Raw genomic sequence first — 17,137 nt, forward strand, 5'->3', positions numbered from 1 at the left:
GATCGTCAGTTCTTGCTCAGGATCAGCCGGTCGTTGCCGGCGAATCCCAGGAGCCCCGTTTCCTTCCGGAACGTGCCGAGTCGGACGAGTGTCGGTGCCTCGTAAGCCTTCTTCATGACTACTCCTCGCTTCGGATGGCGATTCCCGACCACCTCCACGACCGACGGCTCCGGGACTGCCCGGGATGCCGACGGTCCGCCCCGGGGGCTCATCACGAGCCCCCGGTCGGGAAGTGGGCGCAGCACCTAGCAAGCTGCAGACCGTGAGCCTCGGGCAAGAGCGTTCGCGAAGCTCATCTCATATGGACAATTCCCTTTCCTGGGGGCGTGCGCCCCTCTCCGGGTGCGGGCCGAGGACGTGGTCCGATGGTCGGTTTGGGACGCCCGCTCCGCGCCGGACATACCGCGACCTGCGTCGACGCGGACGCCCGTCACTCGCCTTCGGCAGGCCGGCGGCCGTCCCCGGTGGCGCCGCCGGGCGCAACCGCGCCTCAGGGACGTGCGCCGTTTTCCGTGGGAAATCCCCGGATCCCGAGATCGACAGGGGCACCGGGCTTTCGCGCGCACGGCCGGTCAAAAGCGGTGTGGCTTCCGGCAATTCACGGCTCACGCGTTCAGTACCGAACGACAACCGAACAACAGCGCTGTCCGTCGCGGGCACTTCATAGGGTCCTTGCACCGGCGGAGAGGGCGATGCCCCGTCCGCACCGTGACGTGGAGGAGATTCCGGGATGAGCAATGTGGAGATCTCGCTGAAGGAGATCATGACGTCGATCGAAGGCGCCTTGGGGACCGCGCTGGTCGACTACACGAGCGGGATGGCGCTCGGCACTCTCGGGGGTGGGAAGGACCTCGACCTGACCGTCGCGGCGGCGGGCAACACGGATGTGATCCGCGCCAAGACCCGCACCATGGAGCACCTGGGGCTCACGGGTGAGATCGAGGACATGCTGATCACGCTCGGCGGCCAGTACCACATCATCCAGCCGCTCAAGGGCCGCAGCGGCAACGGCCTGTTCCTCTACCTCGTGCTCGACAGGGGCAAATCGAACCTCGCCATGGCCCGCCACCAACTCAAGCGCGTCGGAGCGGATCTCCACGTATAGCAATGCCGTGATGCGCGCCCTCGCATGCCCATGACTTGAAGACTTCTTCAACTGGGAATATCCAGATGAGGTCAAAGCCATGGGTGTGCGGGGCCGGATCAGCGAGGATTGACGCAGCACACGGCGCCGGCCCCCGTCGAGCCGTCCGCGGTGGCATCTGGGCCGCCGCCGAGGGAGAGCCCAGAGAAACCCAGAGAAAGCCCGTCGAACACGGCAGGGAGCGAGCGATTCTCATGCAGGTCCCCCTCTACCAGGCCAAGGCCGAGTTCTTCCGCATGCTCGGACACCCGGTGCGCATCCGGGTTCTGGAACTGCTGCAGAGCGGCCCGCTCGCCGTGCGCGACCTGCTCAGTGAGATCGAGATCGAACCGTCCAGCCTGTCCCAGCAACTGGGTGTTCTGCGCCGTTCGGGGATCGTCGTCTCCATCCGGGAGGGCTCCACGGTCAGCTACGCCCTCGCCGGCGGCGACGTGGCCGACCTGCTGCGCGCCGCTCGCCGCATCCTGACCGAATTGCTCTCCGGACAGAGCGAGTTGCTCGCGGAACTCCAGCAAGCGGAATTCCAGCGGGCGGAGTTCCAGCCGGCCCTCGCACCGGGCGCGGCCGACCGACCCGCCTGACCCGACGCGAGCCCCCGACCGGACGACACCGGGCCCTGCCCGCCCCGACGGCCGCCGCCGGGCGACACCGCGTCCAGCCGGTCGGCCGGGCGCGGTCCCCGAGATGTGGTGAAGTGGGAATCATGACGACGAGTGACACGATCGTGCTGCCGGAGCTGTACGTCGGCTACCCCGGAGTGGCCTTCGGGGGCTATGTCGCCGGCACCCTGGCGGAGCGCTCCGAGGCGAAGACGGTACGGGTGGACTTCCGCGGGCCGGTGCCGGTCGAGGTGCCCGTACGGATCGCCGGAACGGCGGACGGAGGTGTGGAGTTGGGCGAGGCCGAACGGCCCCTCGCCTCCGCACGCCCCGCCGAACTGCCGCTCGACGTACCGGCGGCGCCCTCCTGGGACGAGGCGGCCGCCGCCGCGGAGAGGTTCCGCGCGACACCGCCCCCGGGGGTGGTCGACTGCTTCGGCTGCGGCCTGCGCACCGCCGACCGCGGCCTGCGCGTCTACTGCGGACCGGTGCCGGGCCAGGACGTCGTGGCCACCGCCTGGACCCCGTCGCCGGCCTTCGCCGACCCGGACGGCCTGCTCCCCACCCGCCTGGTCTGGGGTGCCCTGGACTGCCCGGGCCACTGGGCGGGCCGCTTCCTCGGCACCCAGCGCCCCGGCGCGGTCACCGCCTCCCTCACCGGCACGGTCCTGCGGCCGGTCGCCGCGGGCGAGCCCTACGTCCTGTACGCCTGGCTGCTCTCGGAGTCCGGCCGCAAGCACACGATGGGCGTCGCGCTCACCACACCCGAGGGCGAACTGTGCGCCACGTCCGAGTCGCTGTGGATCGACCCCCGGCCCGCCTCCTGAACCGCGAATCCTCCTGGCGCTACGGCGTGTACGGGGCGTCGCTGTGGTGCAGTTCCACCATGGACGCGCCGCTGACCTCGTACACCGCGGTGCGGGTGAGGGTGACGACCGCCGCGGGATCGTCGTCGCCGCGCGTCCGGTAGACGACCGTCACCTGGCGCGGCGGCCCGGCGGACGGGAAGTCGATGGAGACCACGGGGGTGCGGTCGCCGAGCTCGGCGGCGGCCGCGGGGACGGGGGTGCCGCCGTCGTTGCGCCAGGTGACCAGCGTGTAGAACTTGCCCGTACCACCGGTCGAGATCTTCAGCGCGCCCACGGCGTCGGCCGCGCCGTCCCCGGTGATGTCACCGATGGCGCACTGCGGTTGCAGCTCGATCACCACACCGTCCGGACCCTCCCAGCGGCCCGCGCTGAGGGAGGCCCCCGCGATGCCGTACCCCTCCAGTCCACCACCGTCCAGGGACGCGTTCTGCAACTGCGCGCAGGTCACGGCCTTGGCGCCACCGGCTGCCGTACCGCTCGGCTTCGAGGACGGGGTCTTGGTCGGGGTACCGGGTGTCTCCTTCGGGCCGCCGGGCGTCTTCGCGGGCGTGGGAGTCGCGGACTTCGACGCCTTGCCCGGCTTCCCGCTCCCGCCCGACTCTCCCGGAGCCAGGTCCTTCGGCCCGCAGGCCACCACCAGCCCCGCGATCAGCCCCGCGGCGGCCATCTGGGACACCCGTCTCGCACAACCCCTGGATCGGTTCACTCGTCACTCTCCGTCGCGCCATGGCCCGGCCCTTCCGCTGGGCACGGTCGGAGACGCGGACGGGTGGTACACGGTTGCACCGAGTTGTCCTTGTTCTGTAACGCGTACCGCGACGCCCGACCGGGGTGCGTTTCGCCGTGCCCGCCACGAATGTCATGACCGTGTACCGGAATCACACAGGGCCACTGAGCGGAAGGGCCTGCGCGCACCAGATCGTCTTGCCGTCGCTGGTGTGCCGGGTGCCCCAGCCCTGGGTGAGCTGGGCGACGAGCAGCAGACCCCGGCCGCCCTCGTCGAAGGCGCGCGCCCGGCGCAGATGCGGGGCGGTGTTGCTGCCGTCGGACACCTCGCAGATCAGGGAGGTGTCACGGATCAACCGCAGCCGGATCGGTGGCTCGCCGTACCTGATGGCGTTGGTGACCAGTTCGCTGACGACCAGTTCGGTGACGAACGCCGCCTCGGCCAGACCCCACGCCTCCACCTGGTCGACGGCCGCCTGCCGGGCCTGCTGCACCTGCGCGAAGTCGGCCTCGACGTCCCAGTCGGCGACATGGTGGGGATCCAGCGCGTGCGTGCGCGCGAGCAGCAGGGCCGCGTCGTCGGTACGGCGATCGGGGAGGAGCATGGCGTCCATCACCGTGTCGCAGAGGGTCTCCAGTGAGGTCGCGGAGGGCCGCAGGACCCGCAGCAGTTCGGCGATCCGCTGGTCGACGTCGCGTTCGCGGCTCTCCACCAGGCCGTCGGTGTACAGGGCGAGCAGACTGCCCTCGGGGAGTTCCACCTCGGTCGCCTCGAAGGGCAGCCCGCCGATGCCGAGCGGCGGCCCCGGCTGCGCGGGCACGGGCACGCTGGTGCCGTCCGGGAAGACGACCAGCGGCAGCGGATGGCCGGCGCTCGCCACCGTGAAACGGCGCGAGACCGGGTCGTAGACGGCGTACAGGCAGGTGGCGCCGGACTCGCCGGTCGGCTGGAAGTGGCCGCCGGGATGGTGGTCGCTGGCGAGGTGCAGGACCAGATCGTCCAGATGGGTGAGCAGCTCGTCCGGCGGCAGGTCCACGTCGGCGAGGGTGCGCACCGCCGTGCGCAGCCGGCCCATGCTGGCCGACGCGTGCAGGCCGTGCCCGACGACGTCGCCGACGACCAGGGCGACACGGGCGCCGGACAGCGGAATGACGTCGAACCAGTCACCGCCCACCTCCGAGCCGGTTCCGGCGGGCAGATAGCGGGAGGCCACCTCGACCGCCTCCTGGCTCGGCAGCCGCTGCGGCAGCAGACTGCGTTGCAGGGTCAGCGCGGTCGTGCGCTCGCGTGAGTACCGGCGGGCGTTGTCGATGGCGACGGCCGCCTTCGCGGTCAGCTCCTCGGCGAGGATCAGATCGTCGGCGGTGAAGGCCTCGGGCCGGTCCCGGCGGGAGAACACGACGACACCGAGCAGCGCGCCGCGTGCCCGCAGCGGCACGGTGATCCGGCCGGTCAGTCCGTCCTCGGCGAGCGACTCGTCGATCACCGGGTTCCCCGGCGGCCAGTGGGCCGGGTCGGCGGCGAGCCCCGGCCCGAACGCCCATTCGCCGCCCTGCCCGGACTGCGCGGTCAGCTCGACCGTGGACCTGCCGGTGGCCATGCAGCGGACGGCCACGGAACCGGCGGCGTGACTGACCGGCTTGGGGGGTTCGGGGAGGGAGGAGTCGTCGTCCCTCGCGCTGTGCCGGGCGGCACGGCTGAGCGTGAGGGCCTCGCGGGGGCCGAACGCGGGCGGCGAGGGCGGCTCCTCCCCGCGCAGCACCTCGTCGAAGAGGTCGACGGTGACGAGGTCGACGAATCCCGGAACGGGGGTCCTGGCCAGCTCCTCGGCGGTGCCGATCACGTCGAGGGTGCGGCCGATGCCGCCGCTGGCCGCGTTGAGGATCAGCAGGCGCTGCCGGGCCCAGTACTCGGCGCTCATGTCGAATCCCCAGTTGGCGACCGCGCGGACCGTGCCCTCGGCATCCCGGACGGGCCAGATGCTGGTGGCCCAGGCATTGGCGTAGTCACTGCCGCGCGGGCGGAAGACGGTGATGAGACGCGTGGCCCTGCCCGTCCTCGCCACTTCGGCGAGCGCGTCGGTGTAGGGCTTGTCGTCCCGTTCGGGGAACAGCGAGCGGTCGAACTCCGGAAGCACCTCGCGGTACTTCCTGCCGAGCACCTGCTCCTCGGTGTGGGCGATCACCCGGCCGGAGGAGGCGTTGATCCACAGGAATCGCAGATCGGGGTCGTAGACGCCCAGCGCGAAGGGGCACTGCTCGAAGGCCCGGTCGGCGATCACCGGGCGGCGCCCCCAGCGCTGCACGGTCAGGACGTGGCCCAGCGCCCGGCTGTCGGTGCCGTGCAGGGGGTGGACCGCCACCACGGCGTCCACCGTGGAGCCGTCCCGGTGGCGGAGGGGGACGAACCCCGTGGGGTCGGGGCCGACACCGTAGTCCTCCGGGAAGCCGGGCGGCACGGGATCGGCCAGCAGCTCGGCCACGGGGCGCCCGACAGTGTCCGCCGCCGTCCAGCCCAGCAGCAGTGTGGCTCCCTCGCTCCAGCCGCTCACCACGCCGTCCGCGTCGACCACCACGGCGGCAGTGGGGGCGTCCTGCTTGCCGGCCATCTCCACGCGTCCCGCCTCCGTCCGGACAGCCGCGCCCGCCAGGGCCGGTCCTGCCGGCCCGTCCCTCCACCCTAGATCCGCTCACGCTCCCCGGCGCTTCGACAGGATCCGTCGCGGACCGTGAGGGGGTGGCCGCGGCGTGGCCGCCGGGGCACCGACGAGCACGAGGCGGCGGGCGGCGCCGCGGCGCAAGCCCCGCCGCCCCGGCTGCGCCTCGGCCTCGCGGCCCCCGCGGCATCACCTCCGGGTAGCGGCGGGCCGGACTCCAGGCGCGTCCGCCGGTCCTCGCTGTGGATCTGGGAGGCGAAGGCGATGCCGCACACAAGAGACAGCGGCTCGTCCCAGGCGACCACGCCGCGTACGGCGCCCGCGGTGTGCGCGCGGTCCAGCAGCCGGCCGGCGAGCGCGTCCAGCCAGCGTGGTCCGGGAGGAAGCCGGAGGCGCCAGCGCGAGCCAAGCACCGTCTGAGGCAGGGAAGTTGGGGAAGGCGGGTGAATCGAAACCGATCACGAGGTGACCAAAGTCGGTCGTAGAATGCCCTCTTGTCACCCGCATGCCACCGACGCCGCGAAGCGGTCCGGTCCGTGCGGTTGGAAACGGGGGGTTCTGGTGGGGGAACGAGCCGTGCCGGCAGGCATGTTGCGGTTCATCGTGCTCCGGGCGTGGGTGCATCGCGCGCTGCTCGGCGCCGTACTGCTGACCGTGTTGTTGACGACGGCCGTCCTGGCCGCGCTCACCGCCTACTCGAGCGCCATCGGCGACGCGGCGCTGCGCCGGTCACTCGCCGATGAGCGCACCGCCGCCGAGGCCGCCCTGGTGGTCAAGGCCAATGTGCCGGCCGACGAGAGACAGGCGGCCGACGACGCCGTGCGGGCCGACTCCCGCACCATCTTCGCGGGGCTGCCCGTCAAGGTGCGCACCCTGCTGCGATCCGGCCCCTACGCCCTGCCGCCCACACTGCGGCCGGCCTCCGAACGGGGCGGCAACCCCGACCTCACCCACTTCGCGGCCCTGGACCGCACCCAGGTGCGGACCGTCGCCGGGCGGCTCCCCCGGAAGGGAGCGACGGCGGGGCCCCTGGAGGTCGCGCTCCCGCAGAGCGCCGCCCGGCAGCTCCGGGTCGAGCCCGGCGACCGGCTCACCGTCACCGACCAGCTGGGCGGCCCGGCCGTGCGCGTACTCGTCACCGGCGTGTACCGGCCGGTCGACGCCGGGGCACCGTACTGGCAGCTGGACGATTTGGGCGGCCGCGGTGTGAAGGCGTCGAGCTTCACGACCTACGGCCCCCTCCTCACCGCCGCCGGCGTGCCGACGTCCGGCCGGGTGAGCGTCGGCTCGTCGGGCTGGCTGGTGTCGGCCGACTACTCCTCGCTGACCACGGAGAAGGTCGGCGCGCTCCGTGAGGGCGTCCGTGCGGGGAGCGCGGAGCTGCGCAAACGTCCCGCGCTCAGCGGCGCGACCACGGCGGCCACCGCCCTGCCCGAGGTGCTGGACCGCGTCGAACGCTCCCTGCTTGTCACCCGCTCCAGCATGCTCATCGTCGCCGCCCAGCTCGGCCTGCTCGCGGCCTGCGCCCTCCTGCTCGTCGCGGGGCTCCTCAGCTCCGAACGCATGGCCGAGACCCGGCTGCTGCGAGCGCGCGGCGCCACCCGGGCCCGCCTGGCGGGCCTCGCCGCGCTGGAGGCCGTGCTGATCTCCGTCCCCGCGGTGGTGACCGCGCCACTGCTGTCGGGACCCCTGACGCGGCTGCTGGCCGCGCGGGGCGCGCTCGGCCGGACCGGCGTGCGCGTCGACCTGCCGGCCGCCGGCCGGCCCGAGGTGTGGGTGGTCGCCGCGAGCGTCGCCGCGCTGTGCGCGCTCGCGGTGGCCGTCCCCGCGTGGCGGGCGTCCCTCGCCACGGCACGGGCCAACGCCCTGCCCGCACCGCTGCGCGCCGGCGCGGACCTCGGACTGGTCGCCGTGGCCGGAGTCGCCTTCTGGATGCTCTCCGGCCGGGACTCCGGCGCCGTCACCGCCGACCGCGAGGGCGTCCTCGACGTCGACCCGCTGCTGGTCGTGGCGCCCGCCCTGGTGCTCCTCGCCGGAACGGTCCTGGTCCTGCGGTTGCTGCCCCTCCTGGCGCGGATCGGTGAACGACTCCTCACCCGCGGGCGCGGCCTGACCGCGGCCATGGTCGGCTGGCAGTTCAGCCGCCGGCCCATGCGCGGGGCGGGCCCTGTGCTGCTCCTGGCCATCTCCGTGGCGCTCGGTGTCATGGCGATCGGGCAGGGAGCGTCCTGGCACCGCTCCCAGGCCGACCAGGCCGACTTCCGCGTGGGCGCCGACGTACGGGTCCTGGCCTCCGGCGGCGACGGTCTCGGCCGAACGGACGTCTACACGGACCTCCCGCACGTCGACGCGATCGTCCCCGCGTCCCGCGGCACGGTGACCCTCTCCGGCAGCCGTACCGCGACCGTCGTCGCCCTGGACACGGCCCGGGCGTCCGGGGTGGTGCGGGCGCGGCGGGACCTGTCGGACGGCCCGCTGCTCGCCGGGCTCGCCCCGCGCGGAGCGCCGCCCGCCGGCGTGGCGATCCCCGAGGGCACGACCCGGCTCGCACTGACCGCCACCCTGCACAGCACCCCGCGTGGGCAGGGCGCGGACGTCACCCTCACGGTGCTGGACCGCCACGGCACCTCCTACGAGATACCGTCCGGCCGCCTCCCCGCCGACGGCCGCCCCCACCAGCTGACCCCCGAACTGAACGGCGCCCGAGGCCCGTTGACGCTGACCGGACTCGAACTCACCACACCACAGCCGTTCAACCGCCCCCACCGGCACCGCCTGGTCCTCGACACACTGACCGCGGCGGCCGACGGCGACGACGAACTGAAGCTGACCCTGCCCACGAAGTGGACGACCGCGATCGAGGCCGAAACGCCCGCCGTCCCCGACGACGACGCCATCGCCTCACACCCTCGGATCACCTCAACGGCGCCCGTCACCATGACGTACAGCACCGGCTACCAGCCGCCGGACGTGTCACCGCCCGCCTCGCCGCTGGAGGTCCGGCTGAAGGTCACCCAGCCCGCCGAGCCCGAGATCGTCGCGGTCGCCACCGACCGGTACCTCACCGCCTCCGGTACCCGCCAGGGCCAGCGCCTCCAGGTCAACTTCGACGGCCACTCCGTGCCCGTACGCGTCGTCCGCACCGCGAGCGCCCTGCCCACGACGGAGAACACCGCGCAGGACGGCGGGGCCCTGATGGTCGATCTCCGCGCCGTCAACCAGGTACTGCAGGCCCGCCACGGAACCAGCCTGAAGCCCACCGAGTGGTGGCTGCGCACGAGCGCCCCCGGCGCCACGGCGGCCGCCACACGGGCCCTGCCCGACATCGACCCGGAGCAGGTCATGGTGCGCGACGAGACGGCGGCCGAGCTGAGCGACGACCCGTTCGGGGCGGCCCCGGAAGCCGCGCTCGTCGCCGCGGCCGCCGTGACGGTCCTCTTCGCCTCGCTCGGCTTCGCGGTGAGCGCGGCGGGCGCGATCCGCGCCAGGGACGGCGAGTTCGCCGTGCTGCGCGCCCTCGGGACACGGCGCCGCCGGCTCGCCCGGCTGGTCGCCGCGGAGCACGGCGTTCTGGTGGCCCTGGCGCTCCTGGTCGGCACGGCCCTGGGCGCCGTGCTGACATACGCGCTGGTGCCGCTCGTCGTCCTGACCGGGCAGGCCACCCGCCCGCTCCCGCCGGTGCTCGTCGAACTCCCGCTCCTGCGGCTCGCCGCCCTGCTGGCGGCACTCGCGGCGGGCCCCACCCTGGTGACGGTGGCCCTCGCGCTCCGGCGGGCGAAACCCGTGACGACGACTCTCAGGGACGAGGTGACGCAGTGAGCGCGCGACCGGTGCCCCCTCAGGGCAAGGGGACGGGGGCGGTGCCGCCGCACGCGGGGGCCGGGCTGAGCACCCGGCTGAGGGCCTTCGCCGGTACCTCCGTGGCCCTCGCGCTGCTGGTGGCCGTGACGGCCGCGCTCGCCGCCGCGTACCCGCGTGCCGTCGACCGGTACGGGGACGCGGGGCTGCGCCGGGCCATCGAGCAGGCCCGCCCCGACCGGACGAGCGTGCAGATCCAGGCAGCGCCGCCCTGGATGGCCTCGCTGAAGCAGATGGAGTCCCTCCTGCGCGCCGCTCCGCTCGCCAAGGCGCGGGCCGAGGTGCTGGCCGCGGCGGAGGAGCCGCTCGTTCCCGACCGCGCGCAGTCGTCGTACGGCGTCCGCACGACCGTCCCCCTGGAGACGTCCGAACCCTGGCTCACCCAGCCCGTCGGCCTGCCCGCCCAGGTGGTGCTCGCCGCCCAACAGGACCTCCCCTCCCACTCCCGCCTCTCCGCAGGCCGGCTGCCCCGCACCACGGGCGAACCGGTGACCGCGGCGACCGAGAGCGTCGAGGCCGCCGTCACCGCGGACACCGCCCGCACCCTCAACATCAAGGTCGGCTCCGTGATCCGCGTACCGGGCTCGGGACGCGGCCCGCTCGCCGTCCGGATCACCGGGATCGTCGTCCCCCGCAGTCCCGACGGCGCCTACTGGTCGGCACTGCCGGTGCTGCGCACCCCCGCACTGAGCCGCCAGCCCGGCAGCCAGCTCTCCGAGGTCTACTGGCTCGGCGGCCTGCTCCTCGCCCCCGACGCCGGCCCGGCCCTCCTGGGCACACCCGGCCGCCCGGACCGGTACTGGAACGTGGCCCCCGACCTCGCGACCCTGCGTGGCCACGATCTCGACCGGCTGGCGTCCGCCGTCTCCGCCCTCGAGTCGGGCCCGGGAGTGCAGCGCCTGCGGACGGCCGTCGACGACGAGCTGGAGGCCCAGACGAACCTCGACGAGGTCCTCGCCGACCACTCCCGACTGCGCTCCGGGATCGAGCCGCTGCTCCTCCTCGCCGCCGTCGGGACCGGCAGCCTCGCCGTCATCGTCCTGGCCATGGCCGGTGGAGTCGCCGCCGACCGCCGACGCACCGAACTGGCACTGCTACGGGCCCGCGGCGCCTCCCTGCCCGGCCTCGCCGCCCGGCTGCTGGCCGAGACGGCGGCGATGGCGGTGCCGGCCGGCGCCCTCGGACTGACCGCCGCACTGCTCCTCCTGCCCGACGCCCGCACCGCGCCCGCCGTCACCGCCGCCCTCGCCGTCACCCTGCTCGCCTGCCTCGCGCTGCCCCTGCGGGCCGTGGCCGCGCACCGCACGGTGCGGATGCACGACGGCCGGGAGGACCTCACGGCGACCCGGCCGTCCCGGCGACGCACGGTGGTGGAGGCGACGGTGCTGGTGATCGCGGCGGGCGCGGTCGCCGCCCTGCGCCGCCAGGGATCCGGCAGCACCGGCCTGGTGGCCGCCGCCCCCCTGCTCACCGGAGTGGTCGCGGCTCTGCTGCTGGCCCGTCTGCACCCCCTGCCGCTGCGCGCGCTCAGCAAGGCCGCCGCCCGCCTGCGCGGCCTGGTGATCCCGCTGTCGCTGGCCCAGGTGGCCCGCGCCCCCGGTTTCGCCGTGCTGCCGCTGCTCGCCCTGCTCAGTGCCCTGACCACGGCCGCGTTCGGCGGCTCGGTCCTGGCGGGGGTCACGGCGGCCCGCGACCAGGCCGCGCTCCTCGACGTCGGTGCCGACGGCCGCGTCGAGACCACCACCGGCCGGCTCCCGAAGGCCCTGCCCGCCCGCGTGCGCGGGCTGCCCGGCGTACGGGACGTGACGGCGGCGAGCGTCACCCGCGAGGCGAAGCCGCAGCAGAGCGGCCAGCCCGTCCCGCTGGCCGGCGTGGACCCCGCCGCCTACGCGCGCCTGTCGCGCCACACGGGACTGGGGTCGTTCGACGCGGCGAGCCTGCGAAGCGGGGGCGGAGGCGGGAGCGAGGCCGACGCGAAGGGCCGGGGCGAGGACGCCGGTGCGGGGAGCGGCACCGATCGGCCGCTGCCCGCGCTGGCCTCCCCCCGGGTGGCCGAGGAGTACGGCACCGGCCCCTACGTCGTCCTCCTCCCGGACGGCACCTCCGTCACCGTCCAGGTCGTCCTCGTCCGGGACCACACCCCGGCCGTGATAGGCGACGACTTCCTGATCGTGGACCGCGCCGGGCTTCCCCGCGCGGCGGCGCACGCGACGACCCTGCTGCTGACCGGTGACTCCCTGAGCGGCCGGGCGCTGCGTTCGGCGGCGGAGGGCACGGGCGCATCCGTCCGGCTGCGCGCGGAGGAACGCGCGCGGCACGTCGACTCACCGTTGCAGTCCGGCGCGGAACGCCTGTACGTCGTCGCGGTCGCAGCGGGCGCCGGGTACGCGGTCCTCGCCCTCCTGCTGACGGTGCTGCGCACCGCGCCCGAGCGCCGCGCGCTCCTCGCCCGGTTGCGCACGATGGGCATGAGCCGATCCCAGGGCCGCCGGCTGCTGATCCTCATGGCGCTCCCGCAGGCGTTCCTGGCCGCGGCGGGCGGCGTGCTGACCGGCTGGGCCGGCATCCACCTGCTGTCGCCCGGCATCGACCTCGCCACCATCGCCCTGGCCTCGCCGTCCGGCCTCGAGGGGGCCGCGCTGCGCACGGATCCGCTCTCGCTGGCGGTTCCGGCGCTGACCGTGCTGCTGCTGGCCGTCGGCGTGCCGGCCGCCCAGGCCTGGTGGACCGGCCGACGCGGCTCGGTGAGCGAACTGAGGCTGGGTGACAACTAGCCGATGAGCCGCACGTCGAACAGCCCCAGGGGCCGCCGTCCGGATCACGCCGGGAGGGGTCTCGGTGCCATCGGTCCCCGCGGGCTCGGTGTGATCCGCACGGCGGGTGTCAGCACCCTCCGGTACCGGCCCGTGTCCTTCCGTCCGTCCAGGAGCAGCCGATGACCACCACTCCCACCTTCCACGAGCTCGCCGACCGCGCCCTCGCCGCGCGCAACGCCGCCGCCTACGGTCACGACGCCCTGATCACGTGCGACCGGGTCGTACGGATCTTCTCCGCCGACGGCGTGGAGGTCCAGGCGCTCCAGGGCCTCGATCTCCTAGTGCGCAAGGGCGAGCTCATGGCCCTGGTCGGCGCCTCCGGCAGCGGCAAGTCGACCCTCATGAACATCCTGGCCGGACTCGACAAGCCCACCGCCGGCGCGGCCCGCGTCGCCGACCACGACCTGGTCACCATGTCCGCGAAGGAACGCCTCGCGTACCGTCGCACGACCGTCGGCTTCGTCTGGCAGCAGACCTCCCGCAACCTCCTGCCCTACCTCACCGCCGCGCAGAACGTCGCCCTGCCCCTGCAACTCGCGGGCACCCGAGGCGGGCGCCGCGCCCGGGCCGGCCGCGCCAAGGAGCTCCTCGACCTGCTGGACGTCGCCGAGTGCGGCGACCGCCGGCCGCACCAGATGTCCGGCGGACAGCAGCAGCGCGTCGCCCTCGCGGTGGCCCTCGCCAACGACCCCGCGGTCCTGCTCGCCGACGAGCCGACCGGCGAACTCGACTCCCACACCGCCGAACAGGTCTTCGCCGCGTTCCGCACCGCCAACGAGGAACTGGGGACCACGATCGTCATCGTCACCCACGACCAGTCCGTCGCCAGTGAGGTCCGCCGGACCGTGGCCATCAGGGACGGCCGCACGTCGACGGAGGTCCTCCGGCACAGCGAGGTCGACTCCGCCACCGGCCAGGAGAACCTGGTCGCCCGCGAGTACGCCATGCTCGACCGGGCCGGCCGCCTCCAGCTCCCCGCCGAGTACACCCGCGCCCTCGGGATGCGTGACCGGGTCGCCCTGGAACTGGAGCCCGACCACATCGCGGTGCGCCCGGACGACACACGGGACGACGACGCCGTACGCAACGACTAGGACTCGCTGATCTCGCCGTCCTTGAGTTCCAGCACGCGATCGGCGAGATCGAGAAGGGTCGCGTCGTGGGTGGCCACGAGGGCCGTGATCTGTTCGCTGCGGACGACCGCGCGGAGCAGTTCCATCACGGAGTGCCCGGTCTCCGCGTCCAGCTGACCGGTCGGCTCGTCGGCGATGAGGATCGAGGGGCTGTTGGCCAGGGCGCGGGCGATGGCGACGCGCTGGCGCTGCCCGCCCGACAGCTCGCCGGGCCGCTGCGCGGCATGGTCGGCGAGCCCCACCAGGGACAGCAGCAGATCGACGCGCTCCCGCCGCTCACGCGGGTCGGCCCTGCGCAACCGCATCGGCATGCCCACGTTCTCGGCGGCCGTGAGGATGGGGATGAGCCCGAACGACTGGAAGACGAAGCCGATACGTTCCCGGCGCAGCGCGAGGAGGGCGTCCTCACCCTGTTCCCCGAGGTCCAGCCCGTCGACGGTGACGCTTCCGCTGTCCGGCTCGTCCAGCCCACCGACGATGTTGAGCAGGGTGGTCTTGCCGGAGCCCGAGCGCCCCTTGAGAGCGACGAGTTCCCCCCGAGGGACCTCGAAGGAGACGCCGCGCAGAGCGTGCACAGCGCTCGCGCCCCGCCCGTACGACTTGTGCACATCCGCCACCCGCAGCATGGCTGCGGTGGTCACCGCCTGGCTCATCGCGCCCCCGTAAGCTCCGCTGATTCCGCGGCGCGCAGTATCTCACCCGCCGATACCACCGGCAAAGCAGGCCACCGCGAAGGCACTTCGGTCCCGACGGTCGCGGCCTCGCGCGTGACAGAGCGTCAAGAGTTCGTGTGGTCAAGGTCGTTGAGACTTTTTACCGACTACCTCGTTGTCCGTCAGGTGACGGTCGGCGGGTCGTGCACGAGTGCGTCGGCGGTCGCGCGGAACTCCTCCAGGACGTCGAGGAGCCCGCTGCTGCCCCACAGGGCCAGGCCCAGCACGGCGACACCTATGGCCGACATGTGGACGGCCCCCTGGATGTCCCGGCCCGAGGTCGCCCGCATCATCGGCTGGTCCCCGCGTGCCCAGGCCCGCGTCGCCTCGGCCATGGCGAACTCGTAGTGGGGCGGGGCCGCGGCGGAGACCTCGTCGGTGTACCGGACGAGGTCGTCCAGCTTCCAGTGCCTGCCGGTCAGCTCCATGATGCTGATGGTGGAGCGCAGCAGACCGCCCAGGACGGCGTACACCTCCGTCCAGGCCCGCGCGTCCAGACCGGCCAACGCCTCGCGCACCGCGACGGCGTCGCTGTGCGCGTAGCCCCTGACGGCGTCCAGCGCGGCGTCGTAGGAGGTCCTGTGCGGTGCGTCACTCATGCGCTCGACAGTAGGGATGCCCCGACCGGCGCGAATCGGTCTCCTGGCGCAACGCGTCTCGGAAGAAAGCACTAGGACCGGCGACCGCCCACACAGAGGCCAAGCCGACGGTCCCGGCCCTCATCGCGCCCCGGATTGTCCGATGTGATCCATGACGAGAGTGATATGCGACATACGCTCTCTTGCCCCGCTATGGGTAGCTTGGGGTGCTCGCCCGTCCATGGCGCCGTGTGACCGCACGCGCCACCCACCGATCCCCGGTCCGGGAGACCCATGCGCCTTCGAATAGCCTCCGTGCCGCCCCTCGCCCTGACCGGCGGCGCACTGACCGTGGGCCTCGGCGGTCTCTATCTGGCCGGGCTGCTCGTCACGGGGGGTGAGATCGAAGCGGGGACGACGGTGCGCGGGGTGGACATCGGGGGCCTCAGCCGCGCGGAAGCCGTCCGCAAGCTGGACGATCACCTGGCGGCGGCCGGTGAGAGGAAGCTGGCCGTGAAGGTCGGGGACCGGAAGGGGACCGTCGACCCTCGCCGGGCCGGACTCACCTTCGACACCGAGCGGACCGTCGACCGGGCCGCGCGCACCGCCTCCGATCCGTTCGGCGTGATCGGCGCGTTCTTCCGCTCGGGGGACGACATCGAGCCGGTCGTAGCACTCGACGAGAGCAAGGCCCGCACCGCCCTCGGGAAACTGGCACGGAACCTCGACCAGAAGGTGCGCGACGGAGCCGTGACCTTCGAGAGGGGCCACGTCGAGCAGGTCACCCCACGCCGTGGGTACGCACTGGAGGTGGACGCCGCGGCCGACACCCTGCGGAGCTCCTTCCTGCACGGCCCGACGAACACGGTCACGACACTTCCGACCCGCGAGACCGAGCCGAAGGTGGCGGCGGCGGAGGTACGCCGGGCCGTGCGTGACTTCGCCCGGCCCGCCATGTCGGCGCCCGTCACGCTCACCGCGGGCGGCAGGCAGTTCACGCTCAGCCCAGCCGTCGTGGGCGAGCACCTGACGATGCGGCCGGACGACTCCGGCGAACTGATCCCGAAACTGGACGGCAAGGGGCTGCGCTCCGCCCCCGCGGTGGCCCGCCCCCTGGCCGGCCTGACCACGGCGGCCGAGAACGCCCGACTGCGGCTGGACGGCGACCGGGTCGTGGTGGCCGACGACGCCCGGCCCGGCACGCAGGTCACCGACCAGGCGCTGACCAAGGCCGTGCTGCCGCTGCTCACCAAGACGGGCGCCGCCCGCAGCGGGGACGTGGCCGTGCGACGGATCCAGCCGGAGGTGACCCGCGAGAACGCGGCGCGGCTGGGACTGACGGAGAAGATGTCCTCCTTCACGGTCAACTTCGAACCGGCCCCGTACCGGACGAAGAACATCGGGCGGGCCGCGCAGCTCATCAACGGCTCCGTCGTCCAGCCCGGCGAGACCTGGAGCTTCAACCGGACCGTGGGGGAGCGCACCCCGGCCAACGGCTTCGTCGACGGCATCATGATCCTCGACGACAAGTTCACGGAGGCGCCGGGCGGCGGTGTCTCCGCCGTGGCCACGACCATGTACAACGCGATGTTCTTCGCCGGGGTCAAGCCGGTGGAGCACGGCGCCCACTCGTTCTACATCGAGCGGTACCCGGAGGGCCGTGAGGCGACGGTCGCCTGGGGCAGCCTCGATCTCAGGTTCGCCAACGACTCCGGCCACGCCCTCTACATCCAGGCCGAGGCCACGGACACCTCGGTGACCGTCACCTTCCTCGGGACGAAGAAGTACGACGAGATCGAGTCGGTGAAGGGCCCCCGGACCCAGGTGCGGCCGCCGGAGAAGCAGGTGAGCACCGACGAGAAGTGCGTGCCGCAGACCCCGCTCGAAGGCTTCGACGTCACCGTCGAGCGCGTCTTCCACGACGACGGCAAGGTGGTGAAGCGCGAGCCGTTCCACACCCACTACACGCCCCGCGACGAGATCACCTGCGAAGCCCCCCAGCCTTCGGACAACGGCAGCCCCGACGGCCGGTGATCCGCCCCTC

The 17,137-nt window shown here is 73.4% G+C and carries 12 protein-coding genes; 7 read left to right on the top strand and 5 right to left on the bottom strand.

Annotated features, from left to right (window positions below):
- Positions 1-5 precede the first annotated feature (5 nt).
- Positions 6-116 carry a keywimysin-related RiPP gene (locus tag SMA5143A_RS36035; protein ID WP_107467028.1) on the bottom strand — a complete coding sequence of 37 codons (111 nt, stop codon included), beginning with the start codon at positions 114-116 and terminating at the stop codon, positions 6-8.
- 614 nt (positions 117-730) lie between these two features.
- Here SMA5143A_RS36035 and SMA5143A_RS36040 point away from each other — a divergent pair.
- From SMA5143A_RS36040 to SMA5143A_RS36050, 3 genes are all read left to right on the top strand, one after another.
- The gene (locus SMA5143A_RS36040; protein WP_107467029.1) at positions 731-1,105 is read left to right on the top strand and encodes a hypothetical protein; all 375 of its coding nucleotides are present in this window, start codon (positions 731-733) and stop codon (positions 1,103-1,105) included.
- 233 nt (positions 1,106-1,338) lie between these two features.
- Positions 1,339-1,725: an ArsR/SmtB family transcription factor gene (locus tag SMA5143A_RS36045; protein WP_107467030.1), complete on the top strand. Its 387-nt coding sequence runs from the start codon at positions 1,339-1,341 to the stop codon at positions 1,723-1,725.
- Positions 1,726-1,847: 122 nt separating this feature from the next.
- Positions 1,848-2,570 (top strand): PaaI family thioesterase, encoded by a 723-nt coding sequence (locus tag SMA5143A_RS36050; protein WP_107467031.1) that lies wholly within the window; start codon positions 1,848-1,850, stop codon positions 2,568-2,570.
- A gap of 19 nt (positions 2,571-2,589) precedes the next feature.
- On the opposite strand, the gene SMA5143A_RS36055 is transcribed toward SMA5143A_RS36050, so the two are convergent.
- Positions 2,590-3,279 (bottom strand): hypothetical protein, encoded by a 690-nt coding sequence (locus SMA5143A_RS36055; protein WP_258193929.1) that lies wholly within the window; start codon positions 3,277-3,279, stop codon positions 2,590-2,592.
- Between the two features lie 211 nt (positions 3,280-3,490).
- Positions 3,491-5,947 carry a SpoIIE family protein phosphatase gene (locus tag SMA5143A_RS36060; protein WP_181362175.1) on the bottom strand — a complete coding sequence of 819 codons (2,457 nt, stop codon included), beginning with the start codon at positions 5,945-5,947 and terminating at the stop codon, positions 3,491-3,493.
- 636 nt (positions 5,948-6,583) lie between these two features.
- On the opposite strand from SMA5143A_RS36060, the gene SMA5143A_RS36065 reads away from it, so the two are divergent.
- The 3 genes from SMA5143A_RS36065 (at position 6,584) to SMA5143A_RS36075 (ending at position 13,763) form a co-directional block, all read left to right on the top strand.
- Positions 6,584-9,814: an FtsX-like permease family protein gene (locus tag SMA5143A_RS36065; protein ID WP_107467034.1), complete on the top strand. Its 3,231-nt coding sequence runs from the start codon at positions 6,584-6,586 to the stop codon at positions 9,812-9,814.
- Positions 9,811-12,627 (top strand): ABC transporter permease, encoded by a 2,817-nt coding sequence (locus SMA5143A_RS36070; RefSeq protein ID WP_107467035.1) that lies wholly within the window; start codon positions 9,811-9,813, stop codon positions 12,625-12,627. The genes SMA5143A_RS36065 and SMA5143A_RS36070 overlap by 4 nt, the downstream gene beginning before the upstream one ends.
- A gap of 161 nt (positions 12,628-12,788) precedes the next feature.
- Positions 12,789-13,763, top strand: coding sequence for an ABC transporter ATP-binding protein (locus tag SMA5143A_RS36075; protein WP_107467036.1), 975 nt, complete (start codon positions 12,789-12,791; stop codon positions 13,761-13,763).
- Here the strand turns inward: SMA5143A_RS36075 and SMA5143A_RS36080 are convergent.
- Positions 13,760-14,455 (bottom strand): ABC transporter ATP-binding protein, encoded by a 696-nt coding sequence (locus SMA5143A_RS36080; protein WP_107467037.1) that lies wholly within the window; start codon positions 14,453-14,455, stop codon positions 13,760-13,762. The two genes, SMA5143A_RS36075 and SMA5143A_RS36080, sit on opposite strands and share 4 nt — an antisense overlap.
- 182 nt (positions 14,456-14,637) lie before the next feature.
- Positions 14,638-15,114, bottom strand: a complete 477-nt coding sequence (locus tag SMA5143A_RS36085) for a hypothetical protein (protein ID WP_107467038.1) — start codon at positions 15,112-15,114, stop codon at positions 14,638-14,640.
- Positions 15,115-15,387: 273 nt separating this feature from the next.
- Here SMA5143A_RS36085 and SMA5143A_RS36090 point away from each other — a divergent pair, with 273 nt between their 5' ends.
- Positions 15,388-17,127 (top strand): VanW family protein, encoded by a 1,740-nt coding sequence (locus SMA5143A_RS36090; protein ID WP_107467039.1) that lies wholly within the window; start codon positions 15,388-15,390, stop codon positions 17,125-17,127.
- Positions 17,128-17,137: the final 10 nt, after the last annotated feature.

It is taken from the genome of Streptomyces sp. MA5143a (genome assembly GCF_900290235.1).
GTDB lineage: Bacteria > Actinomycetota > Actinomycetes > Streptomycetales > Streptomycetaceae > Streptomyces.